The sequence below is a fragment of the Mesorhizobium sp. M1396 genome (assembly GCF_040317725.1).
GTDB lineage: Bacteria > Pseudomonadota > Alphaproteobacteria > Rhizobiales > Rhizobiaceae > Mesorhizobium.
Map to the genome: position 1 here is coordinate 17,058 of NZ_JAMYLA010000054.1, position 21,514 is coordinate 38,571.

The window sequence follows — 21,514 nt, forward strand, 5'->3', positions numbered from 1 at the left end:
CCTCCGGTTCAGCAACGCCCCACGCAGGCGAAGCTTAGCAACCGGACGAGTGCAGGCAAGATGCGGCCTGCCGCGTTGGTGGACATTTCCTTTACTTGCCTGATTCTCGCGGCAGCTCGGCAAACGCGCCGCACGATGACACCGCCTCACCCCTTGACGCCACCGGCCGTGAGGCCGGAGACGATCTTGCGCTGGAAGATCAGGACCAGCACCACCAGCGGCACCGTGACGATCACCGATGCGGCCATGATGTTGCCCCACGGGATCTCGAACTGCGAGTTGCCGGAGAGCAGCGCGATCGCCACCGGCACGGTCCGCTGCGCGTTGTTGGAGGTGAATGTCAGGGCAAACAGAAACTCGTTCCATGCGCCGATGAAGGCCAGCAGCCCGGTGGTCGCCAGCGCCGGCCACATCAGCGGCAGGAACACCCGCGTGACGATGATCCACGGCGTCGCGCCGTCGAGGATCGCCGCCTCCTCGAGCTCGACCGGAAGGTCGCGGACGAAGGTGGTGAGCACCCAGACGGTGAAGGGCAAGGTGAAGATCATGTAGGAGAAAATCAGCGCGAACAGCGAATTGTAGAGGCCGAACATGCGGACCAGTTCGAACAGCCCGGCCAGCAGCGCCACCTGCGGGAACATCGAGACCGACAGGATGGTGAACAGCAGGGCCGAGCGGCCGCGAAAGCGGATGCGTGCCAGCGCATAGGCTGATGTGACGCCGAGCAACAGCGACAGCGCGACGACCGCGCCCGAGACGAACAGCGAATTTATGAGATTGCGCACGAAGCTGCCCTCGGTCAGCACATTCCGGTAGTTGGCAAGACTGACCGTCGTCGGCCACAGATCGGCCTGGAACAGCTCCGTCCCCGATTTCAGGCTGGTGACGATGGCGTAGTAGAACGGGAACACCGCGACGAAGACGATTCCTGCGACCAGGAGATAAAAGGCCGTTCGCTTCAGCACCCACATCTCAGCGGCCTCCGTCCAGGCTTACCCGGCCGATCCGGATATAGGCGATGGTGAGCAGAGCGAGGATGAGGAAGAGCAAGGTCGAGGCGGCGGAGCCATAGGCGAACTTGTCGAACTCGAACAGGTTCTCGCGGGCGAACACCGACATCGACTTGGTATGCGCATTGTTGGGCGTCAGCACATAGATCAGGTCGAAGATGCGCAGCGCATCGAGCGCGCGGAAGATCACGGCCACCATCACCGCCGGGCGGATGAGCGGCAAGGTCACCCGCCAAAAGATCTGCCAGGGGTTGGCGCCGTCGAGCCTGGCGACCTCGATGATCTCCCTCGGCAGCATCTGCAGCGCGGCCAGGATGAGCAGCGCCATGAATGGTGTCGTTTTCCAGATATCGACGATGAGGATCGCCGCCATCGCCGTATCGGCGTTGGCCGTCCAGGCGATCTTGGCGCTGATCAGGCCGAGGTTGAGCAACACGACATTGATGATGCCGAACTGGTCGTTGAGTATCCACTGCCACATCTTCGCCGAGACGATCGTCGGGATGGCCCAGGGGATCAGGATCGCCGCCCTGACGATGCCGCGGCCTGGGAATTTGGCATTGAGAACCAGCGCAACGATCGTTCCGAGGATCGTCTCGCAGGTCACGGAGACCACGGCGAAGCGCACCGTGTTCCAGACGGCACGCCACCAGACCGGATCAACGAGCAGACCATCGTAGAGGACCCGTCCGCTCGGCATGCTGAAAACCGAGAAATAATTGGCGAAGCCGACCCATTGGCGCGCGTCGAGGTCGGCCAGCGAGGCGTCGGTGAAGCTGAAATAGACCGTGCGGGCAAGCGGCCAGCCGGCCGCCGCGGCGAGCACCAGAAGCATTGGTGCCAGGAAAAGCCACGCCGAGCGAACGCGCTGTGCCTTCAACGGCGAGTGCGCGGCCCTGGCTGTTTCAGGTACCGGTTCCACTCTTGTCATCTCGCACCCCCTCGTCGCGGTTTCCGCCGGGCGGATGCGCCAGCATCGTCGCGTCACCAGCCTCGGCCCTTCAGCTTGGTCAGCATCGCTTCGAGGTCGGCCAGATTGTCGGCGGCAGTGCCGTCGCCCGAGAGCGTGTCGTGAACGGCGTTCCAGAACTGGCTCGACGCCTCGTTGTATTTGATCCTGGTCGCGGCCGAGGGGCGCGGCACCGCATTGAGAAAGATCTGCTTCCAGCGCGGAACAATCGGCTGTTGCCTGGCGATGTCGGCATCGTCATACAGCGCCTGGATGGTCGGCAGGTTGGACGTCTTCAGCGTGCGGTATTTCTGCATCGCGGGCGAGGCGATGAACTTGACCAGCTCGATCGCGGCATCCGGATGCTTCGAATATTTGGAGACGGCGAGGTTCCAGCCGCCCAGGGTCGCGACCGGCCGGGCGCCTTCGCCCGTGCCGGCCGGCAGCGGCGCCACGTCGAATTTGCCCTTGATCGGCGAGCCCTCGCCGTTGCCGAGCGCGTAGGCATAGGGCCAGTTGCGCATGAACACCGCGTTGCCGGTCTGCCACACGCCGCGCGATTCCTCTTCCTGGTAGGCAAGCACGCCGGGCGGTGCGATGGTCCCGACCCACCCCTTGGCCATATCGAGCACCGCCGCCGCTTCTGGGTTGTTGATGGAGATGGAGCCGTCCGGCTCGATGATCTGGCCGCCGCCATTCGACATCACCCATTCGAGCGCGTTGCAGGTCAGCCCCTCATAGGCATTGCCCTGGAAGACGAAGCCCCAGATATCCCGATTGCCGGCCGCACGCTCCTTGTCCATCACCAGCTTGGCGGTAACTGCCAGTTCCTTCCAGGTGGCCGGCGCCTTGGCGCCGTATCTGTCGAGGAGATCCTTGCGGTAGTAGAGCGCCGGCGCATCGGTGAAGATCGGCAGAGCGACGAGCTTGCCATCGACCGTCTGCGACTGGATGATCGACGGGAAATGGGCGCCGACGACATCCTTGGTCGCGGCGGTCAGATCGACGAGCTGGCTGGCGAGCTGCGGCGCCCAGATCACGTCGGTCTGATAGACATCGATGTCGCTGTTACCCGCGGCGAGCCAAAGCCGGTACTGGCCGAACTGGTCGGTCCCGGACGTCGGCATGACGACGATGTTGACCTTGTTGCCGCTGTCTTTCTCGTAACGGTCGAGGATCTCGCGCAGCACCTTGATGCCGTCGCCGGTATCGCCCGACACGATCGACAACTCGACGGCCCGCGCCGGAGCAGCAGCCAGCATGGCGGCGACACCGAGCGCCAGAAATGCGTGAAAAAGATTCATGATGGCGGATGTCCCTCCGCGGCCGGCGACGGAAAATCCTCCCCCGCGCCGGCAGCTTGTCAGACCCCACCCTGCAATGAATGCGAAGCGGCGCTTTGGGTTCCCAAATCGAGTCATTCCTTGTGATCGGCGATCGGGCCGATTCGCGCGGCTGGAATGGTTTCAGCCTTCCCAGGCGACAGGCATCATTCCCAGTCGCTCGTAGAGCCGGACGGCGGCGGCGTTCTCGACCGTGTTGGTCTTGAGGTCGACATGGCCGGCGCCGCGTTCGCGAAAAATGGCGAAGGCGTGCCACATCAGCGCCTCGGCAACGCCCTTGCCGCGCGCCTCGGGATGAACGGCGAGGTCCTTGACGAAGGCGCGGGTCCAGCACAGCGCCGCCGCCGCCAGCCGACCCTTGGCATCGATGACGAGGAAGCACAGCGCCGGGTCGAATTCGGGATCATCCGCGATACGCGGCCACCATTCGTCGAATGGGCCATCGGCGCCGTCGTCGAACACTTCGGTCAACAGCGCATGCAGGGGCAGCGCATCACCGGGCTCGAAGCAGCGCATGACGAAACCGTCCGGCCAGTGCGGCGGAACCAGCGTCTCGTCGAGGATCTTGCGCAGCCGGATGTCGTTCAAAGCCGGCGGACGCGGTTCCGGCATCGCGCTCAGGCGTCGGGCTGCAGGCGGCGGCGCTGACGGTCGACACCAAGGCCGGTCGCCTCGAGCAGGCCCTTGCGCTTGGCGTCGAAATAGTAGCCGGTCTGGTAGAGCCAGTCGGCCTTCTTGGCGTTGCCGCCGGCCACCAGCCAGGCGCCACGCAGATATTTCACCGCGTATTTCAAATTGGTCTCGGCGTCGAACAGGCCCTTGGCCGGTCCGTCATAGCCCATGCCGCGCGCCGTCGCGTGCTTGATCTGCATCAGCCCCCAATGGCCATTGTTGTAGGCTTTCGGGTTGAAGGTGCTCTCGCGGTTGACGACGCGGCGCACCAGGTCCACCGGCACCTGGTAGAGGGCGGCATATTTCTCGATCAGCCGTTCGACATCGCCACGCACGCCCGTCGCATGTTCTTCCGTCGGCCCGACGGGACCCTGCACCAGGGCAGCCGGGTTCTGCGGCACGACATAGGCGACCTGCTGGACGCCAGGCATCCGGTCGCCCTTGGCGGTCGCCGGCATCACCAGCCCCGCGGTCGTATAGGTCTCGGCAGCCTGGACCGGCTCGCCCGCATTGGCTGGCGCAGGCGCCTGCCAGGCATTGGCGGTCATCACGGCTGGTGCCGCCGGCGTCGAACCGGCAAAGGCGGCGGTCACTGCCGCCGGTTGTGCCGCGGGATCGAGCGGCGGCTCGGCCGTCTGAACGGGAGCGATACCGGAGGATTCAGGCAGCACCGAAACCGTCTCCGGCAGCGGCACGGTGAAGCCGGCATCAGCGCCGGCGGCGGTTGTTGTTTCGGTAAGAGCAGGCGCGGACTTCATCTGCGAGGTCGACGTGCAGCCGCTGACGCCGGCGGCGGCCAGGATCACGCCGATCGCGATAAGGTTGAGTTTTGCTGGCAAGCCGCGCTCGGGTCCGATTTGTCGGGTTGTTAAGAAATCCCTTACACCACCGATTCATGAGCGGCAATCGGGGCCATCAGGTGGTTTTCGGGTGGCGAGACTTGGCCTCTGATGCCATATTGTTCTGGATATGTACCGGGACGAATCCCGGTTTTCGCCACTTTGCGGAAAGGAACGCGGCATGGACACGACATCTTCGATCACGGCCGGCCACGCAGTGTTAGAAACAGTGATCGGTTTCATGGGCATCGCGTGGAGCGAAAAGGGCCTGATCCGGCTCTGCCTGCCCGAACGCAGCCGCGAAGCGGTGGAGCGGCGCCTGCTGCGCCATGGAGTCGTTTCCGCCTCCACGGCCCAGCCGCCATGGGTGGTCGACCTGATCGCCTCGATCAAGGCTTATGCGGCGGGCGAGGACGTCGATTTCTCCGGCGTGCCGGTCGATCTCGACGGCGTCGACGATTTCCGCCTCGCCATCTATGACGCGGCGCGAAAACTCTCCTTCGGCGAAACCACCACCTATGGCGAGCTGGCCAAAACCGCCGGCCATGCGGGGCTCGCCCGCGAAACCGGGGCGGCGCTCGGCGCCAATCCGGTGCCGCTGGTCATTCCTTGCCATCGCATCCTTGCCGCCGGCGGCAAAATCGGCGGCTTCTCGGCGCCCGGCGGCTCGGTCACCAAGGAGAAGATGCTGGCCATGGAAGGCGTGCGCGTCGGCCCGCCGCCACCGGCGCAGGTTTCCTTCGGGTTCTGACGCGGACAAGTTCTAGTTGTTGTGGAAGAACCGCCTGCGGAAATGCCGGTCATTGTCCGGGCGCTTGCAGTTATAGACGGAACAGGACTTGGTGTCGGCGCTGGGCACGTAGGCGCGCGTCCTCACCTCGCCCATGGTGCAGAATTGCTGGCTCTGCACATAGCGGTCGTAAAGCGGCAATCCCGGCACCCGCGTCGACTGGTAGCGCAGGATGACGGCGCCCTGCCGGGCTATCGTCGCCTGAACCTTGCCGCAGCTCATATGCGTCGGATCGTAGCGCGAGATCGCCTGCGCGTCGGCCGCCACCAGCGTCAGGCAGCCGGCAAGTAGAATGGTTTTCATGGTCCTCTCCCCCTGATCCGCCGCTCGAGGACAGCGCGACCTGCCGCAACGTTTTCAGCAGATTGGGGCAGCCGTTGGGCAGCCCCTCGATCACGGTTTTCTCACGCAGTCTTGTATTTTATGCGAAACCAGCCTATATGCCTTCCATTGATATTTCGGCCGATCGATCCGGGCCTCGCGATCTTCGCGTTTGCTGACGTCTATCTCCAAAATCTCGATGCACACCGGCTGGACTTCGGTCCGGTCAATCTAAAGCAAATGTTGAAGGACTATCTAAAATGGCAACAGGAACGGTCAAGTGGTTCAACGCCACCAAGGGCTTCGGCTTCATTCAGCCTGACGCGGGCGGCGCGGACGTTTTCGTCCACATCTCCGCTGTTGAGCGTGCTGGGCTGTCGACCTTGGTCGAAGGCCAGAAGATCAACTTCGAGATCGAGCAGGACCGCCGCACTGGCAAGTCGTCCGCTGGATCTCTGAGCAAGGCAGCCTGATTTTGCGATAGCGCGCGCCGGGCGAGAGCCCGGGGCGCGCGGCAAGTCACGGATGTACTGACAGTCGCGCGAGAAGCGCGCCGGAGCGGAAGACCCGACAAGCTGGATCAGCAGATAGCTGCCAGCCCGGACCGGACGCTCCCGATCAGGCTACCAAGCATGGAAGGCGGGATTTTTCCCGCCTTTTTGCTGTCTGGGGTTGAGGTGGCGACAATTGGCGAAACCGGCGATACAGCGTCCTTCTCCCCGTCTCTATACGGGAGAAGGGCCCGGCAGGGCGATGAGGGGCAGCGCCGACGCTTCAAGAGGGACGATCGCAGAGCCAAGCACACAACCGAAGGCTGGCGCCGCCCCTCATCTGGCTGCCGCCATCTTCTCCCCGTATAGAGACGGGGAGAAGGACGCCTCGCCGAGGTTTTCGCCAATCGCCGAAAAGCTTACCCCAGCCACTCGATCGGCACATGCCCCGGATCGGCCTCCACCCTTTTCAGCCAGGCGGCGACAGACGGATAGGCGTCGAGCTGGAAGCCGCCCTGCTCCGCCGTATGCGTATAGGCATAGAGCGCGATGTCGGCGACGCTGAGCGCCCCGCCGGCGAAGAAAGCATTGTCTTCCAGATGCTTGTTCATCACGCTCAGCGCCTTGTTGCCGCGCTCCAGCGTCACCGCCAGCCGCTCCGGAGTCGCATCCCCTGCTCTTTCGGGAAAGGTCAGCAGCGCCTTGCGCACGGCGATGTAGGGCTCGTGGCTGTACTGCTCGAAGAACAGCCATTGATAAGCGAGCCCCCGCTCGTATCTGTCGACCGGCAGGAAGCGCGTGCCTTCGGCGAGATAGAGCAGGATGGCATTGGACTCGGCCAGGCGACGGCCGTCGTCGAGTTCGAGCAGCGGCACCATGGCGTTCGGGTTCTTGGCGACAAAATCGGCTTTGCGCGTATCGCCGGTGTGCGAACTCACCTCGACATTGGTGAAGGCAAGGCCAAGCTTGGCCATCAGCAGGCGCGGCTTGTAGCAATTGCCGCTGTCGATCATGCCGTAAAGTATCATGGCTGTTCCCCGGAGCGCTGTCTCTGCTGCCGCGATTATCGCAGCGGCGGCGCCCTCAACCAATGATTTGTTTTGGTACGACGATCAGCGCCGCTGATGTGTGAATACCGGCGACCTAATGACCTCGGTTTTGGGAGGACGACATGCATAAAAACAAAGACCTAAGGCGCGTCGCCTGAATCCGTTCAAACGCGACGCGCTTTAGCCAAACAGCGGGATGACATTGCCTACATTGCCAAGCAGCGTGTCGATGTGCAGCGGCTTTTCATCAAATATCGTGCCGGCAAGCGCCGGACGGGCGAGAAGAAAACCCTGCAGAAGATCGACGCCGCCTTCGAGCGCGACGCGCAGATGGGTGGGCTGCTCGATGCCTTCGACCAGCACCTTGGCGCCGCGGTCATGCAGACTGGAAACCAGCGGGCGGAAGAACCGTTCGGCGGCGGCGTGGCGGCAGAACTCCGCGAACCATGTGCCGTCGATCTTGACGATGTCGGGCTTGAGCAGGTTCACCCGCTCCTCGGTCGAGTGCCCGGTGCCGAAATCGTCGATGGCGATGCGGATGCCGTCGCGCCGCATTTCGCGCGCCAACCGGGCAAGAAGCGTGTCATCGGCCGCCTGTTCGGTGATTTCGCAGACCAGCATGCCCGGCGCGAGGCCGAACTCGCCGAGGTGCCTGGTCATCAGCCGGATCTCGGCCAGCGCCCGCCCGGGATGATCGTTGATCAGCGGATTGTAGTTGAAGAACAGGTCGAGCCCGTCGACGCCGATGTTGCAAAAATTCCTGAGGTGCAGCGCCCGGCACATGGTCTCGACGAACAGCCGATCCGAGGCGGCAATGCTGTCGAAGAAAACCCGTGGCGCACCGGGGCGCCCGGCGCGGTGCGGCTCGATCAGGGCTTCGACCGCGACCGCGTGAAGGAATCGGCCACGCGGCGCGAAAATCGGCTGATAGGCGCTGCGCAGCCGGAACTCGCCATGAATGCCGTATGCGATGCCGACTTCGTCGACCCAGATCGCATCGCCGACATTGCGCCGCCGCTCAAGCCTCATGGCGTCACCCTGCGTCCGAACGCCTTCACCTGCCGCGCCGAATGCGGTGCCGGAGCGGGAGCAGGCGTGTCGGCGGCAGCGGCGACGGATGCCTGCCTGTTCTTGTCGAGGAGGCCAAAACTGGTCGGCGCCAGTTCGGGCCGCGCCAGCACGAAACCTTGCACCATCGACGCTCCCGATTTCTCGGCGAGCTCCAATTGCCAGCTCTCCTCGATACCTTCGAACACCGTGCGGATGCCTTGTGCCTCGAAACTTTTCACCATGGTGGTCAAGAGCGCGAAGCCGGCGCCGGATTCCATCAGCTGCGTGATCCAATAGGCATCGAACTTGACGATATCCGGCTTCAACTCCTTGACGCGGTTGATGTCGGAATCGGCGGCGCCATAATCGTCGACGGCGATGCGAAAGCCGTTGGCCCTCAGTGCCGCGACGAAACTGTGCAGGGTTTCCTGCGACGCCGAGCGCTGCTCGGTCACTTCGCAGACGACCCGGCGTGGATCGATGCCGGCCTCATGCAGCACCAGCCGCATTTCGCGCAAGGCGGCGTCGGCAACGGGGCGTTCAGTGAACACCGACGGGTCGAAATTGACGAAGATCGACGCCTCTTGTGGCAGGCAGGCGCCGGCGTTCAGAAGATGCAGCGTCCTGGTCAGCGCCTCGATATGCAAACGGTCGGCGGCTGGGCAGGTCGAGAAGAAATTCATCGGCGATTGCGGCTCGCCGTCGCGGAACGGCCGGATCAACCCTTCAAACGCGACCACCGACAGCTTGCCTTCGTTGAAGGCAAAGATCGGCTGGAAGGCACTCCGCAGCGTGTAGATGCTCCAGACACCGGTGGAGGTGCCGTCGTCTTGACGGATGATGTGGGCAAGCCCGATGCTGCGCGACACGGTTCCTCGCTCCGCGACCTGGCGGAATTGGTCTGCGATCCTGCCACTCAAGCCTCTACCGCTCGTTAATGAATTTATTGTTGCCGATCACGGTCCCGATCACGGGTCATTGACGGCTGGATCAGCCGACAATGCTTGCACTGCGCGAAATCATGCGACATGAGAAGCGCCGCGGCCGCTCCCGGTCGCACCGATCTTCCATGGAGACGTTCAAGGTCATGGCCTTTCTTGCCGACACCCTTTCCCGCGTAAAGCCTTCCGCCACCATCGCGGTGACGCAGAAGGCGCGCGAGCTGAAAAATGCCGGCCGTGACATTATCGGCCTCGGCGCCGGCGAGCCGGATTTCGACACGCCCGACAACATCAAGAATGCTGCGATCGAGGCGATCCGCCGGGGCGAGACCAAGTATCCGCCGGTTTCGGGCATCGTGCCGCTGCGCGAGGCGATCTCGAAGAAATTCAAGCGCGAGAACAATCTCGACTACAAGCCCGAGCAGACCATCGTCGGCACCGGCGGCAAGCAAATCCTGTTCAACGCCTTCATGGCGACGCTGAACCCGGGCGACGAGGTCATCATCCCCCGCCCTTACTGGGTCAGCTATCCCGAGATGGTGGCGATCTGCGGCGGCACCTCGGTGTTTGCCGACACCTCCATCGACAACGGCTTCAAGCTGACCGCTTCTGTGCTGGAAAAGGCGATCACGCCGCGCACAAAGTGGCTGCTGATGAACTCGCCGTCGAACCCGTCGGGCGCCGCCTACACCGAAGCCGAACTGCGCGCGCTGGCCGACGTGCTGTTGAAGCACCCGCATGTCTGGACCCTGACCGACGACATGTACGAGCACCTGACCTATGGCGACTTCGTCTTCAAGACCATCGCCGAGGTCGAGCCGAAACTCTACGAACGCACGCTGACCATGAACGGCGTGTCGAAAGCCTATGCCATGACCGGCTGGCGCATCGGCTATGCGGCCGGTCCCGTCCAGCTGATCAAGGCGATGGACATGATCCAGGGCCAGCAGACATCGGGCGCCTGCACCATCGCGCAATGGGCCTCCGTCGAGGCGCTCAACGGCCCGCAGGACTTCATCGCCAGGAACAAGGCGATCTTTCAAGGGCGGCGCGACCTCGTCGTCTCGATGCTCAACCAGGCGCGCGGCATCACGTGTCCGTCGCCGGAAGGCGCTTTCTACGTCTACCCCTCCTGCGCCCAGCTGATCGGCAAGAAGACTAAAGCCGGCAAGCTGATCGACACCGACGAGACCTTCTGTTCGGAACTGCTCGAGGCCGAGGGCGTCGCCGTGGTGTTCGGCTCGGCCTTTGGCCTTGGCCCCAACTTCCGCATCTCCTACGCCACCTCGGAGACGCTGCTGGAGGAAGCCTGCACGCGCATCCAGCGCTTCACGGCATCGCTGACCTGATCAGGCCAGCACCTGAAACAGAAACCCGGCTTCACCGCCGGGTTTCTGATCGCGCTGTGAGCCTTCTCGCCTCTTTGCCCGAGTGCGCCTCGACCGGAGCCAGCACGGCGACCAGCCGTGCGGTGGGTGGTGAGGAACGCGGCAATCGCCGCTGTCGGCATCGCCGCGCGGAACCCGCCGGGCTCGGCACTCAGCCGCCATATTGCTCCGCGGTCACCGCTTCCAGCCAATCGGCATGGACGCCGTCGATTGCCTCCTGCATGGCAATATGCGTCATCGACGATGTAAGCGCCGCGCCGTGCCAGTGCTTTTCACCGGGGGCGAACGAGATGACGTCGCCGGCCCTGATCTCCTGGATCGGTTCGCCCCATGTCTGCGCGAGACCGGCGCCCACGGTGACATAGAGTGTCTGACCAAGCGGATGCGTATGCCAGTGGGTGCGCGCGCCCGGCTCGAAGCTGACCAGCGTGGCCCGCAGCCGCGCCGGCGCTTCTTTCTCGATGATCGGCGTCTGCAGCACCCGGCCGGTGAAATATTTGTCTGGCGCTACGATGGTCGGCACGCTGCCGCAGGCAATGATCTTCATGGTCTATGGTCCTTGAACGGAGGGCGACGGGTCGCCCATCCCAGTTTCGACCGATATCGGCCAACGTGCAACAGTGTTCGACCGCCAGACGCCCAGCGTCCGAGCAGCGCGTGTCCGCGGCCGGGTGCCGGATTTCTATTTTTCTTGCCCTGCCGGCAAACAAGTGGGACGATGGCTTTGGGCAGGTAGCGAAACGAAAAGAACCGCCCGCGACGGTCGAACAGGCCGGCCGCCGCTCCAGGACCGATTGACCACGCCTGAACCATGAATGCCAGTCGGTCCTACGGGAAACGCCTGAGTGGAGGTCAGTCATGGGTACTCGCGCCGGAGGACGACGCACGGGACCGAAATGCATTGCCATAGTCGGTCCCTTCGCAAGCGGTAAGACGACACTTCTCGAAGCCATTTTGGCCCGTACGGGCTCAATTCCCCGACAAAATCCCGTTTCATCAGGCAATACCGTTTCAGATTATTCGCCCGAGGCGCGGGCTCATGCCATGAGCGTCGAGGCGACAATCGCCACCACCGAATTCATGGGCGAGCAGATTACCTTCGTCGATTGTCCCGGCTCCATCGAATTCTCCTTCGAGGCCGAGCCGGTGCTGGCAGCCTGCGACCTTGCTGTGGTCGTTGCCGAGGCCGACGAAAAGAAGATCCCTGCCCTGCAGCTGATCATGCGCAAGCTCGACGATCTCGGCGTGCCGCGCATCCTGTTTCTCAACAAGGTCGACAAGGCAATCACCGGTGTGCGCGACACGCTGAAGATGCTACAGCCGGCAAGCTCGGTGCCGTTGCTGCTGCGCCAGATTCCGTTGCGCAAGGACGGCGTCGTAATCGGTTCGATCGACCTGGCGCTGGAGCGTGCCTACATCTATCGCGAATATGCCGAGAGCGAAGTGGCTCAGATACCGGGCGACGACAAAGCGCGCGAACTCGAGGCACGCTTCTCTATGCTGGAGACGCTGGCCGACCATGATGACCAGCTGATGGAACAGCTGCTCGAAGAAATCGAGCCGCCCAAGGATGCCGTCTTCGACGACCTTGCCGCCGATCTGCGCGATGGCGCGGTGACGCCGGTGCTGATCGGCACCGCCGAGAAAGGCAACGGCGTGCTGCGCCTCTTGAAGGCGATCCGCCACGACGCACCCGACATCGAGGCAACCCGCAAGCGGCTCGGCGCACCCGACGGCGCGGCCACCGTGGTCCAGGTGATCAAGACCATCCACACGCCGCATGGCGGCAAACTGTCGGTGTCGCGCATCCTCTCCGGCCAGGTCGTCGACGGCTCCGAACTCTGGCTGCCCGGCGGCGATACGGCCAAGGTCTCCGGCATTTACCGAATGCTCGGCAAGGACCAGGTCAAGCTGACCATCGCCAAGGCCGGCGACACGGTGGCGCTGGGCAAGCTGGACGAGGTCAAGACCGGCCAGACCCTGAGTTCGACCAAGGGCGGCATCAAGCCGCTGATCCAGCTCGAGCCGCCGCAGCCGGTCTTCGCCTTCGCGCTGCGCCCCAAGGAACGCAAGGACGAAGTGAAGATGTCGGCCGCCATCCAGCGGCTGGCCGAGGAAGATCCCTCGCTCAGCCTGCGCCACAACCAGGACTCGGCCGAGACCGTGCTGTCGGGTCATGGCGAGATGCATCTACGGGTCGTGCGCGAGCGGCTGGAAGGCAAGAACCAGATACCGGTCGAAGGCCATGCGCCGGCGGTGCCCTATCGCGAGACGATCCGCAAACCGGTGCAGCAGCGCGGCCGTCACAAGAAGCAGTCCGGCGGCCATGGCCAGTTCGGCGACGTGGTGATCGAGATCAAGCCGCTGCCGCGCGGCTCCGGTTTCCAGTTCACCGACACCATTACCGGCGGCGTCGTGCCGAAGACCTACATCCAGTCGGTCGAAACCGGTGTGCGCGATTATCTGAAGTCCGGGCCGCTCGGCTTTCCCGTCGTCGATGTCGCCGTCAACCTGTCGGACGGCTCGTATCACGCGGTGGATTCCTCCGACATGGCCTTCCAGATGGCGGCCAAGCTGGCGATGAGGGAAGGCATGGCCGCCTGTTCGCCGGTGCTGCTGGAACCTGTGATGAAGGTCGAGATCGTCACGCCGTCCGATGCCACCTCGAAGATCATCGCGCTCATCCCGCAGCGGCGCGGCCAGATCCTTGGTTACGACGCAAGGCCGGGCTGGCCTGGTTGGGATGTCGTCGAGGCAACCATGCCGCAGGCCGAGATCGGCGACCTGATCATCGAACTGCGCTCTGCAACTTCGGGCGTCGCCAGCTACCGTGCCGTCTTCGACCACATGGCCGAACTCACCGGCCGTCTGGCCGACGAGGCGATGAACACCAACGGCAAGGCTGCCTGACCCATAGCACCGTCACACGCCCCTCGAACCCGGTTCGAGGGGCAAAAAAGAAACGACGCCCGGCGGGGACCGGGCGTCGTTTTGTTTGCGGACCGTTTCCTTGGGAGGTAACGGAGGTCCGCCGCATTTGGTGCCGCCGAACGTCGGCGGAAGAAACGGTTCGGACGCGGTAGCCGCCTGAGCCCGGGCCGTCCGAGTGATGCCCCCATCTCCCGTCCGAACCACACCGCGTCCTATGATCGGCGTAGCAGGTCGCGGGCGTCCGCGATATGTTACCAGAGGTTACATGTCACTGTTACGTGGCAATTGTGATGGATTTTTTGGCCAGCCCAGCAGGGAACAGGCAACAAAAAAGCCGGATCAACGAAGATCCGGCTGAGTTTGATTGGAAGTGCCTGTTAAGGCTAACCTCCAGAGGGGAACACTCAAGGGCGCTAATGGGAGGAGAACGCGCCCAGGAGATGATCTATATATGTGCTCATCATGCCCAAGAAACAAGCATCTATTTTGCAACACACGCATGCAAAAAGACACAGGCTGTGGTCTAACCCGTTCCAGAAGCCAATAGGACCAGCAAAATCGTCCAAATGGAGCCATGAACTGGGCGATTGCCACTACAGAATCCCAATCGTCGCTGGTTCTCGGCTCGAAATGCCAAAACTGCGTAATGGCGTGGAAGCGGGCAGCGGGCGTTCATTTCTAAGGCAATTGGAGAGGAGGCAGCCAATGCGGACGTTTTCGGCGATCGCCGGCAGTGCGGCCTTCTTCATTGCAGTCCCCGGCGTGGTTGCCGGGCTGGTGCCTTGGCTGTTGACCGACCGCTGGGGCTTGCCGTGGTCGAACCTGCCGGGCTTTGTCTCCGCAGGCGGGCTTCTGATCGTCGCCGCGATCGCAGCACTCCTGCATGCGTTCGGCCGCTTTGCGCTCGAAGGCCTGGGCACGCCCGCTCCGGTCGCGCCGACCGAGAGACTGGTGATCGGCGGCATCTACCGCCATGTCCGCAACCCGATGTATGTCGCCGTGCTGTCGATCATCCTCGGCCAGGCACTGCTGTTCTCGAGCTGGATTCTGGTCGCCTATGCCGTCATCGGCGCGATCGCCATGGGCTCCTTCGTGCGGCTCTACGAGGAGCCGACATTGGCCCGCCGCTACGGCGCCGAATACGAGACCTACCGCCGCAATGTCCCGGGCTGGCTGCCTCGGCTGACGCCCTGGCGGGAGCTAAATTAGGTCAAAGCAGAGCCACATGGGGCATGTTGAGATTCAGGTCAGGCCGGCATCACCTGAATATCGATATGCCTCTCAGAAGGACCAGCTTCGGGCCTTGGCAATGATGAAGTCGCGAAAGACGTGGAGCTTGGCCTGGTTCTTCATCGCGTCGGGATAGGCGAAATAGGTGTCGAAGGACGGCACCTCGGTCTCCGGCAGCAACTGCACCAGGTCTGAGTCCTTGCTGATCACGTAGTCGGGCAGCATGGCGATGCCGGCACCACCCTGCACCGCGCGCTTGATCGACAATATGTCGTTGATCTGCAGCGTCGGCACCCTTTGTCCGCCTTCGAAATCGCCGACCGTTTCCAGCCAGTTCAGTTCCGACAGATGCGCGGGCACCGGCACGCCGAAGGTGACGATGCGATGGGCCTTCAGCTCGGCGACCGAAGCCGGCTTGCCGTGCTTGGCGACATAGGAAGGCGCCGCGTAAAGATGGAAATGCACGGTGAACAAGCGGCGCTGGATCAGGTCCGGCTGCTGCGGCTGGCGCAGCCGAATGGCGCAATCGGCTTGGCGCATGGTGAGGTCGAGTTCCTCGTTGGCGAGGATCAGCTGCAGGCTGATTTCGGGATAGAGCTCGATGAACTCCTGTACCCGCTCGGTCAGCCAGCCGGCGCCCAGTCCCACCGTCGTCGTCACCCTGAGCACGCCGGAGGGGCGGTCCTTGGTCTCGGTCAGCCGTGACTTGATGGTCTCCAGCTTCATCAGCACGTCATGCGCCGTGCGGAACAGCATCTCGCCCTGCTCGGTCAGCACCAGCCCGCGGGCATGGCGGTTGAACAGCGGCACGCCGACATCATGCTCGAGCGCGCTGACCTGCCGCGAGATCGCCGATTGCGACAGATGCAGTGTCTCGGCCGCATGGGTAAAAGACCCTGCCTCCGCCGCAGCGTGAAACACGCGTAGCTTGTCCCAGTCCAACGCCATGATTCCCCTCGCTCTGTTTTGGCGTCTGAATGAAAAATCAGGCTTTTACACGGCGTTTCCAAGCCGCTTTCTGAACTCTCTACTCGGCCGCTTCGCGGTGCACTTCGATACCGGCCAGATACTTCTCCGCCTCGAGTGCGGCCATGCAGCCGAGCCCGGCCGCCGTCACCGCCTGGCGGTAGATGTCGTCGGTGACGTCGCCGGCCGCGAACACGCCGGGCACGTCGGTGCGGGTCGAATCCGGCGCCGTCCACAGATAGCCGTTCGGCTTCTGCTTCAGCTTGCCGGCGAACAGCTCGACCGCCGGTGCGTGACCGATCGCCACGAACACGCCGTCGACCTTGAGGTGCGTTTCTTGGCCGGTCACCGCATGTTTGAGCTTCAGCCCTTCGACCGAAGGCGGCAGCGGCGTCTTGCCGGGACGGCCGGTGATCTCGTCGACGATCGTGTCCCAGATGACGCGGACATTGTCCTTCTTCAAGAGCCGCTCGCGCAGGATGCGTTCGGCTCGAAAATCGCTGCGCCGATGGATGACGGTCACGCTCCTGGCGAGGTTGGACAGGTAGAGCGCCTCTTCCACCGCCGAATTGCCGCCACCGATCACCGCGACATCCTTGCCGCGATAGAAGAAACCGTCGCAGGTGGCGCAGGCCGAGACGCCGAAACCCATGAAGGTCTGTTCGGTCGGGATGCCCAGCCACTTGGCCTGCGCGCCTGTGGCGATGATCAGCGCGTCGGCGGTGTAGGTGGTGCCGGAATCGCCCTTGGCCCGGAACGGCCGCACGTTGAGGTCGACCTCGGTGATGATGTCGTTGATGACGTCGGTGCCGACATGCTCGGCCTGCTTCAGCATCTGCTCCATCAGCCACGGACCCTGGATGGGGTCGGCGAAGCCGGGATAGTTCTCGACATCGGTGGTGATCATCAGCTGGCCGCCCTGCTGCAGGCCAGCGACCAGCATCGGCTTCAGCATGGCGCGGGCGGCGTAGACCGCCGCCGTATAGCCGGCCGGGCCGGAACCGATGATGAGAACGGGCGCGTGCTTGGTGGTCATCTAAAGCCTCTGTGGAGGGGCCGCCAGCAATTGCGGCATGGAAAACTCGTCGCTATCGCGCGTAATGTAAGTGTTGCCCACGACGCCAGCAAGGCAAGTTGGCGTTCGTCCCCGGAAAGCTTTGTCGCACCCTTCCCCCCGCTTGATCCTGCGAAATATTCCGGGGCGAGGGATGGAATGGACAGCGAAGTCGTTTAATTACAAAATCACGCAAGATTCTTGCGCGTTGCCGCTGACTTCTCGAGAACTCTCATGCCACTCAAGGCCGATCTCGACGCCATCGACTGGAAGATCCTGCGCGAATTGCAGGGCGACGGTCGCATGACCAATGTCGAACTGTCGAACCGGGTCGGCATTTCGGCGCCGCCATGCCTGCGCCGCGTCAAGCGGCTGGAGGAAGCCGGCATCATCCGCGGCTACCGCGCTTTGCTCAACGCGCCGGCGCTAGGCCTCGATGTCGTCGCCTTCTGCCTGATCGGCCTGCATCACCAGGCCGACGCCGAACTGCGCACCTTTGCCGAGCGTACCCGAGGCTGGCCGATCGTGCGCGACGCCTGGATGGTGTCGGGCGAATCCGATTTCCTGCTGCATTGCGTGGCCAGCGACCTCGGCGCCTTCCAGACCTTCGTCATCGAGGAGCTGACCTCGGCCCCCAATGTCGACACGGTGCGCACCGCGCTCACAATCCGCCGGGTCAAGGATGAAGGGCTGGTCTCGTTCGCACAGGCTTGAGCCGGTCGAATGGCGATGCGAATTCCCGGCTTCGCCATATCAGGGCCGCTTTGGCATTCGATAGGCTCTCGTGTAGAAAGCCGGATCGTTCTGCCATGGCCCGCCCTGTTGGTTTCCTAGAGCAATTCCAGGAAAAGTGTGTAACGGTTTTCCGTCGGGAATTGCGTAAAAACAAATGGCGCAAGCAACGCGAATTCCGAGGACAGTGTGCCGCGGGGGTGGGACCATGACTCGATTTGCTAGCCCGGTATCGGCGCTCATCATCTGCATGAACGAAGCCGACATGATCGGCCAGTGCCTGGAAAGCGTCGACTTCTGCGCCGAGATCATCGTCGTCGATTCAGGCTCGACGGACAGCACCCTGGATGTCGTCCAGGAGTTCATCGCCAAGGGCTACCCGATAAGGCTGTTTCACAACGATTGGCCGGGTTTTCCACGCCAGCGGCAATTCGCGCTCGATCAGGCCACGCGGCCATGGTGCCTTTCGATTGAAGCCGACGAGGCCATCGACGATCTGCTCAGGCAGTCGATCAGGGACGTGACGCAGCCTCGCAATGACGCCATCGACGGATGGTACATAAGACGCCGCGACAAGCTGAAAGGCTATGGCTATGCGCACCGCTGGGTGCTGCACAACAGGCTGCTGCGTCTTTTCCGCCGCGACAAGGCCACCATGGACCTCAACTTGCGGGTCCACGAATCGTTCGAGGTGCCGGGCAAAACCGGCACGATTGAAAATGGCGTGCTGCTGCATCGCCGCGAAATGACCGTCGCGGAGGACCTGGCAAGGGCCAACACCTATTCCGGTCTCAAGGTTGCCACGCTGCTCGAAAGAGGCAAGAAGCCTGGCCTTGTGAAACTGGTGCTGTCGCCGCTCGGCAACTTCCTGAAGTTCTACCTGGCCAAGCGCTACTTCCTGTGCGGCCGGCACGGCTTCGTCTATTCGATGATGGTGATGGTGTATTCGTTCGCCACCGAGGCCAAGCTTTATGAAGCCTGGCGAGACAACGATCCAGTGTGAGCCGTCACGGCTGGCCCGACACGGCGCCAAGTGCCGCTATCGCGGCGAGCAGGCCGTCGAAATCCTCGCGGTCGCGCAAGGGCCTGACGGTGAAGCCCGGTTGAACAGCCGCTTGCCCGTCGACCAGCCAACCCCGCGAGAGGCCGGCGCGCTGTCCAGCCTCCATGTCGGCCGGCTTGTCGCCGACGATCAGCGAACGCCGCAGATCGAGCCCGAGGCGTTTGGCCGCCTCCAGCAGCATGCCCGGATTGGGCTTGCGCATCGGATGATCGGCGACCGCGAGCGGGCCGGAGCCCGCCTCGTGATAGGCGCAGGCGAGGACCATATCCACGCACGCATCGTCGGCGCGCAGCAGCTCGAGCACGCGGCCATTGACGGCGGCGAAATCGGCCCAGCCGTAATAGCCCCGCGCGATGCCCGACTGGTTGGTGACGATGATGACGGGAATGCCTGCCAGGTTGGCGGCAGCGATCACCGCGGCGATATCCTCGCGCAGTACTATTTCGCCCGGATCGTCAGGATAACCGGTATCGAGATTGATGGTGCCGTCGCGGTCGAGGAACAGCGCCGGTGTACCGGCGGAAAACACCCTCGATCCGACCCGCTCGACCCACAGGCCGGGTTCCGCCAGCGGATAGCGGCCAGACGTCGTGGGGTCAGCCATTGCTGAGGCGCGCTTCGACGATCTCGCACAGATGATGATAGAGGCACAGATGCCCCTGCTGGATGATCGGCGTCGAGGTCGATGGCACGTTGAGCAGGATGTCCGTGAGCGGCTTCAGCTTGCCGCCGGTGTCGCCGGTCAGGCTGATCACCGTCATGTCCATCATTCGCGCCTGTTCGGCGGCGGCGAGGATGCTCGGCGAATTGCCGCTGGTCGAGATTGCCAGCAGTACGCCGCCGGCCGCGCCATGCGCCTCGACCTGGCGCGAAAACACCGTGTCGAAACCATAGTCGTTGCCCCAGGCGGTCAGCACCGCGGCGTTGGCCGGCAGCGCGATGACATTGTAGGCCTTACGCTCCTTGAGGAAGCGGCCGACCAGTTCGCCGGCGATGTGGATGGCATCGCTGGCCGAGCCGCCATTGCCGGCGATCAGCAAAGCTTTCCCCGAGGAAAGCGCCGTCACCACAGCGCTCGCCGCCCGCTCCATCTCGCTGGTGAGGTCGCGCTCGACCATGGCTGATATGGCAGCCGCCGAGCGGACCAGGTAATCGTTCAAGTCGGACATGAAAACCTCAGTTTGTGGTGCCGCCGGCACGCAATTTGCCAATCGTGCCGGTGGTGCTCTTGCCTGCGACGAGATCGACCAACACGACCCGTCCGCCGGCCTTCCGCACCACATCGGCGCCAACCACGGTGTCGACCGTGTAATCGGCGCCCTTGACCAGTATGTCGGGCAGCAGCGCTTCGATCAGCGCCAGCGGCGTATCCTCCTCGAACACCACGACCGCATCGACCGAGGCAAGGGCCGCGAGCACGCAGGCGCGGTCGTGCTGGTCGTTGACCGGGCGCCCGGCGCCCTTCAGGCGCCGCACCGAGGCATCGCTGTTGAGACCTAGCACCAGCCGGTCGCACTGGCTGCGCGCCGCATGCAAGAGGCTGACATGGCCGGCATGCAGGATGTCGAAACAGCCATTGGTGAAGCCGACGCTCAGGCCCTCTTCCTTCCACGCCGCGACCATGCGTGCGGCCGATGTGGCATCGAGGATGGCGTCCTTATGGGCGGTCGGTCCATGCGAGCGGAACAGCGCGCCGGTGAGTTCCTCGACCGTCAGCCGGGCAGTGCCGCGCTTTCCCACAACGAGGCCGCCGGCGGCATTGGCGATCGAGGCGGCCATGACGGTATCGGCGCCTACGGCCAACGCCAGCGCGAAGCTCGCGATCACCGTGTCGCCTGCGCCCGAAACGTCGAACACTTCCCGCGCCTGGGTCGCGATGTGGCGCGCCTCGGCCGGTCCGACCACGCTCATGCCCTTTTCGCTGCGCGTCGCGACGACGAAGTCGAAGCCGTGCGCCGAAATCAGTTGGCGTGCCGCGCCGACGATCTCGTCATCGGCGAACACCGCATGGCCGACAGCTTCGCCAAGCTCTTTACGGTTGGGGGTGATGGCGGTCGCCCCGGCATAGCGCGCATAATCGCGACCCTTCGGGTCGACCAGCACCGGCTTTCCCGCCTCGCGGCAGATGGCGATCAGGTCGGCGGCGACGCCGTCAAGCAGGATGCCCTTGCCGTAGTCGGATAGGATGACGATGTCGGCGCGTGTCAGCGCGGCGCGGAAATGCCTGATCAAGCCGGCGCGCTCCGCGGCACCCAGCGGCTTGATCTCCTCCTCGTCGAAGCGCAGTACCTGCTGGTTGAGCGCGCTGAAACGGCTCTTCGATGAGGTCATGCGGCCGCGCTCCTGCGCCAGGCCGGTCGTGTCGGCGCCAAGCTCGCCAAGCATCCGAACCAGGCTGTCGCCCGCCGCATCGGTGCCGATTACCGAGACGGGAACAGCGGTGGCACCGAGCGAAACGATGTTGGCCACGACATTGCCGGCGCCGCCCATCGTCGAGGTCTCGCCGCGCCCGTGCAGCACCGGGATCGGCGCTTCCGGCGAGATCCGCTCGATGACGCCATTGACGAAACGGTCGAGGATGAAGTCGCCGACCACCAGCACGGTGGCCTGGCCGAACCGCGCAATGGCGCGGTGCAGGGGCTCGGGAGAAGGAGGATTGTGCTTGATCATGTCATCTGCGGCGCGCGGGAAAAGT

At 63.6% G+C, this 21,514-nt stretch carries 22 protein-coding genes; 7 read left to right on the forward strand and 15 right to left on the reverse strand.

Going from position 1 to position 21,514, the window contains the following annotated elements; translation table 11 throughout:
- Positions 1-146 precede the first annotated feature (146 nt).
- The 5 genes from NKH02_RS27630 to NKH02_RS27650 form a co-directional block, all read right to left on the reverse strand.
- On the reverse strand, positions 147-971 hold the full coding sequence (locus NKH02_RS27630) for a carbohydrate ABC transporter permease (RefSeq protein ID WP_352882871.1): 825 nt from the start codon (positions 969-971) through the stop codon (positions 147-149).
- Between the two features lies 1 nt (position 972).
- On the reverse strand, positions 973-1,941 hold the full coding sequence (locus NKH02_RS27635; RefSeq protein ID WP_352882872.1) for a carbohydrate ABC transporter permease: 969 nt from the start codon (positions 1,939-1,941) through the stop codon (positions 973-975).
- Between the two features lie 53 nt (positions 1,942-1,994).
- On the reverse strand, positions 1,995-3,263 hold the full coding sequence (locus NKH02_RS27640) for an ABC transporter substrate-binding protein (RefSeq protein ID WP_352882873.1): 1,269 nt from the start codon (positions 3,261-3,263) through the stop codon (positions 1,995-1,997).
- 162 nt (positions 3,264-3,425) lie between these two features.
- On the reverse strand, positions 3,426-3,914 hold the full coding sequence (locus tag NKH02_RS27645; RefSeq protein ID WP_352882874.1) for a GNAT family N-acetyltransferase: 489 nt from the start codon (positions 3,912-3,914) through the stop codon (positions 3,426-3,428).
- A 5-nt stretch (positions 3,915-3,919) separates the two neighbouring features.
- Positions 3,920-4,813 (reverse strand): transglycosylase SLT domain-containing protein, encoded by an 894-nt coding sequence (locus NKH02_RS27650; RefSeq protein ID WP_352882875.1) that lies wholly within the window; start codon positions 4,811-4,813, stop codon positions 3,920-3,922.
- Positions 4,814-4,994: 181 nt separating this feature from the next.
- Here NKH02_RS27650 and NKH02_RS27655 point away from each other — a divergent pair, with 181 nt between their 5' ends.
- Positions 4,995-5,564, forward strand: coding sequence for a methylated-DNA--[protein]-cysteine S-methyltransferase (locus NKH02_RS27655; protein ID WP_352882876.1), 570 nt, complete (start codon positions 4,995-4,997; stop codon positions 5,562-5,564).
- A 12-nt stretch (positions 5,565-5,576) separates the two neighbouring features.
- On the opposite strand, the gene NKH02_RS27660 is transcribed toward NKH02_RS27655, so the two are convergent.
- Positions 5,577-5,906 (reverse strand): hypothetical protein, encoded by a 330-nt coding sequence (locus NKH02_RS27660; protein WP_352882877.1) that lies wholly within the window; start codon positions 5,904-5,906, stop codon positions 5,577-5,579.
- 278 nt (positions 5,907-6,184) lie between these two features.
- On the opposite strand from NKH02_RS27660, the gene NKH02_RS27665 reads away from it, so the two are divergent.
- A complete protein-coding gene (locus tag NKH02_RS27665; protein WP_010910991.1) occupies positions 6,185-6,397 on the forward strand; it encodes a cold-shock protein in 213 nt (70 codons plus the stop codon).
- Between the two features lie 437 nt (positions 6,398-6,834).
- Here the strand turns inward: NKH02_RS27665 and NKH02_RS27670 are convergent, their stop codons facing one another.
- The 3 genes from NKH02_RS27670 to NKH02_RS27680 all read right to left on the reverse strand — a co-directional run bounded on the left by NKH02_RS27670 (position 6,835) and on the right by NKH02_RS27680 (position 9,383).
- Complete coding sequence (locus NKH02_RS27670) at positions 6,835-7,443, reverse strand: glutathione S-transferase family protein (RefSeq protein ID WP_352882878.1); 609 nt, start codon at positions 7,441-7,443, stop codon at positions 6,835-6,837.
- 201 nt (positions 7,444-7,644) lie between these two features.
- Positions 7,645-8,493, reverse strand: coding sequence for an EAL domain-containing protein (locus NKH02_RS27675; protein ID WP_352882880.1), 849 nt, complete (start codon positions 8,491-8,493; stop codon positions 7,645-7,647).
- Positions 8,490-9,383: an EAL domain-containing protein gene (locus NKH02_RS27680; protein WP_352882882.1), complete on the reverse strand. Its 894-nt coding sequence runs from the start codon at positions 9,381-9,383 to the stop codon at positions 8,490-8,492. The genes NKH02_RS27675 and NKH02_RS27680 overlap by 4 nt, the downstream gene beginning before the upstream one ends.
- A 218-nt stretch (positions 9,384-9,601) precedes the next feature.
- On the opposite strand from NKH02_RS27680, the gene NKH02_RS27685 reads away from it, so the two are divergent.
- Positions 9,602-10,804 (forward strand): pyridoxal phosphate-dependent aminotransferase, encoded by a 1,203-nt coding sequence (locus NKH02_RS27685; protein WP_352863779.1) that lies wholly within the window; start codon positions 9,602-9,604, stop codon positions 10,802-10,804.
- Between the two features lie 190 nt (positions 10,805-10,994).
- On the opposite strand, the gene NKH02_RS27690 is transcribed toward NKH02_RS27685, so the two are convergent.
- Positions 10,995-11,390: a (R)-mandelonitrile lyase gene (locus NKH02_RS27690; RefSeq protein WP_352863782.1), complete on the reverse strand. Its 396-nt coding sequence runs from the start codon at positions 11,388-11,390 to the stop codon at positions 10,995-10,997.
- 311 nt (positions 11,391-11,701) lie between these two features.
- On the opposite strand from NKH02_RS27690, the gene NKH02_RS27695 reads away from it, so the two are divergent.
- Both NKH02_RS27695 and NKH02_RS27700 read left to right on the forward strand, forming a co-directional pair.
- Entirely contained in the window at positions 11,702-13,753 is a 2,052-nt protein-coding gene (locus NKH02_RS27695) for an elongation factor G (protein WP_352882884.1), read from the forward strand.
- A gap of 726 nt (positions 13,754-14,479) precedes the next feature.
- Complete coding sequence (locus NKH02_RS27700; RefSeq protein ID WP_352863786.1) at positions 14,480-14,983, forward strand: methyltransferase family protein; 504 nt, start codon at positions 14,480-14,482, stop codon at positions 14,981-14,983.
- Between the two features lie 72 nt (positions 14,984-15,055).
- On the opposite strand, the gene NKH02_RS27705 is transcribed toward NKH02_RS27700, so the two are convergent.
- Together NKH02_RS27705 and trxB are read right to left on the reverse strand one after the other, a co-directional pair.
- Positions 15,056-15,952 (reverse strand): LysR family transcriptional regulator, encoded by an 897-nt coding sequence (locus tag NKH02_RS27705; RefSeq protein WP_352882886.1) that lies wholly within the window; start codon positions 15,950-15,952, stop codon positions 15,056-15,058.
- A gap of 79 nt (positions 15,953-16,031) precedes the next feature.
- Positions 16,032-17,006, reverse strand: coding sequence for a thioredoxin-disulfide reductase (gene trxB, locus NKH02_RS27710; RefSeq protein ID WP_352882888.1), 975 nt, complete (start codon positions 17,004-17,006; stop codon positions 16,032-16,034).
- A gap of 252 nt (positions 17,007-17,258) precedes the next feature.
- On the opposite strand from trxB, the gene NKH02_RS27715 reads away from it, so the two are divergent.
- A complete protein-coding gene (locus tag NKH02_RS27715) occupies positions 17,259-17,738 on the forward strand; it encodes an Lrp/AsnC family transcriptional regulator (RefSeq protein WP_352863792.1) in 480 nt (159 codons plus the stop codon).
- Between the two features lie 226 nt (positions 17,739-17,964).
- The gene (locus tag NKH02_RS27720; RefSeq protein ID WP_352882890.1) at positions 17,965-18,759 is read left to right on the forward strand and encodes a glycosyltransferase family 2 protein; all 795 of its coding nucleotides are present in this window, start codon (positions 17,965-17,967) and stop codon (positions 18,757-18,759) included.
- A gap of 4 nt (positions 18,760-18,763) precedes the next feature.
- Here the strand turns inward: NKH02_RS27720 and NKH02_RS27725 are convergent, their stop codons facing one another.
- Genes NKH02_RS27725 through rfaE1 form a run of 3 tightly spaced genes read right to left on the reverse strand, consistent with a single transcriptional unit; the run spans position 18,764 to position 21,489 of the window.
- The gene (locus NKH02_RS27725; RefSeq protein ID WP_352882892.1) at positions 18,764-19,423 is read right to left on the reverse strand and encodes an HAD family hydrolase; all 660 of its coding nucleotides are present in this window, start codon (positions 19,421-19,423) and stop codon (positions 18,764-18,766) included.
- Positions 19,416-19,988, reverse strand: a complete 573-nt coding sequence (locus tag NKH02_RS27730) for a D-sedoheptulose-7-phosphate isomerase (protein ID WP_352863798.1) — start codon at positions 19,986-19,988, stop codon at positions 19,416-19,418. Before NKH02_RS27730 ends, NKH02_RS27725 begins: the two co-directional genes overlap by 8 nt.
- Positions 19,989-19,995: 7 nt before the next feature.
- On the reverse strand, positions 19,996-21,489 hold the full coding sequence (gene rfaE1 / locus NKH02_RS27735) for a D-glycero-beta-D-manno-heptose-7-phosphate kinase (RefSeq protein ID WP_352863799.1): 1,494 nt from the start codon (positions 21,487-21,489) through the stop codon (positions 19,996-19,998).
- Positions 21,490-21,514 lie beyond the last annotated feature (25 nt).

Bases quoted from the DNA above. Each gene is read 5' to 3' on its own strand.
- NKH02_RS27700 (WP_352863786.1), top strand. From the start codon at position 14,480: ATGCGGACGTTTTCGGCGATCGCCGGCAGTGCGGCCTTCTTCATTGCA.
- NKH02_RS27630 (WP_352882871.1), bottom strand. From the start codon at position 971: ATGTGGGTGCTGAAGCGAACGGCCTTTTATCTCCTGGTCGCAGGAATC.
- NKH02_RS27715 (WP_352863792.1), top strand. From the start codon at position 17,259: ATGCCACTCAAGGCCGATCTCGACGCCATCGACTGGAAGATCCTGCGC.
- NKH02_RS27675 (WP_352882880.1), bottom strand. From the start codon at position 8,493: ATGAGGCTTGAGCGGCGGCGCAATGTCGGCGATGCGATCTGGGTCGAC.
- NKH02_RS27655 (WP_352882876.1), top strand. From the start codon at position 4,995: ATGGACACGACATCTTCGATCACGGCCGGCCACGCAGTGTTAGAAACA.
- NKH02_RS27725 (WP_352882892.1), bottom strand. From the start codon at position 19,423: ATGGCTGACCCCACGACGTCTGGCCGCTATCCGCTGGCGGAACCCGGC.
- NKH02_RS27660 (WP_352882877.1), bottom strand. From the start codon at position 5,906: ATGAAAACCATTCTACTTGCCGGCTGCCTGACGCTGGTGGCGGCCGAC.
- NKH02_RS27690 (WP_352863782.1), bottom strand. From the start codon at position 11,390: ATGAAGATCATTGCCTGCGGCAGCGTGCCGACCATCGTAGCGCCAGAC.
- NKH02_RS27730 (WP_352863798.1), bottom strand. From the start codon at position 19,988: ATGTCCGACTTGAACGATTACCTGGTCCGCTCGGCGGCTGCCATATCA.
- NKH02_RS27705 (WP_352882886.1), bottom strand. From the start codon at position 15,952: ATGGCGTTGGACTGGGACAAGCTACGCGTGTTTCACGCTGCGGCGGAG.
- NKH02_RS27665 (WP_010910991.1), top strand. From the start codon at position 6,185: ATGGCAACAGGAACGGTCAAGTGGTTCAACGCCACCAAGGGCTTCGGC.
- trxB (WP_352882888.1), bottom strand. From the start codon at position 17,006: ATGACCACCAAGCACGCGCCCGTTCTCATCATCGGTTCCGGCCCGGCC.
- NKH02_RS27695 (WP_352882884.1), top strand. From the start codon at position 11,702: ATGGGTACTCGCGCCGGAGGACGACGCACGGGACCGAAATGCATTGCC.
- NKH02_RS27720 (WP_352882890.1), top strand. From the start codon at position 17,965: ATGACTCGATTTGCTAGCCCGGTATCGGCGCTCATCATCTGCATGAAC.
- NKH02_RS27640 (WP_352882873.1), bottom strand. From the start codon at position 3,263: ATGAATCTTTTTCACGCATTTCTGGCGCTCGGTGTCGCCGCCATGCTG.
- NKH02_RS27670 (WP_352882878.1), bottom strand. From the start codon at position 7,443: ATGATACTTTACGGCATGATCGACAGCGGCAATTGCTACAAGCCGCGC.
- NKH02_RS27635 (WP_352882872.1), bottom strand. From the start codon at position 1,941: ATGACAAGAGTGGAACCGGTACCTGAAACAGCCAGGGCCGCGCACTCG.
- NKH02_RS27645 (WP_352882874.1), bottom strand. From the start codon at position 3,914: ATGCCGGAACCGCGTCCGCCGGCTTTGAACGACATCCGGCTGCGCAAG.
- rfaE1 (WP_352863799.1), bottom strand. From the start codon at position 21,489: ATGATCAAGCACAATCCTCCTTCTCCCGAGCCCCTGCACCGCGCCATT.
- NKH02_RS27685 (WP_352863779.1), top strand. From the start codon at position 9,602: ATGGCCTTTCTTGCCGACACCCTTTCCCGCGTAAAGCCTTCCGCCACC.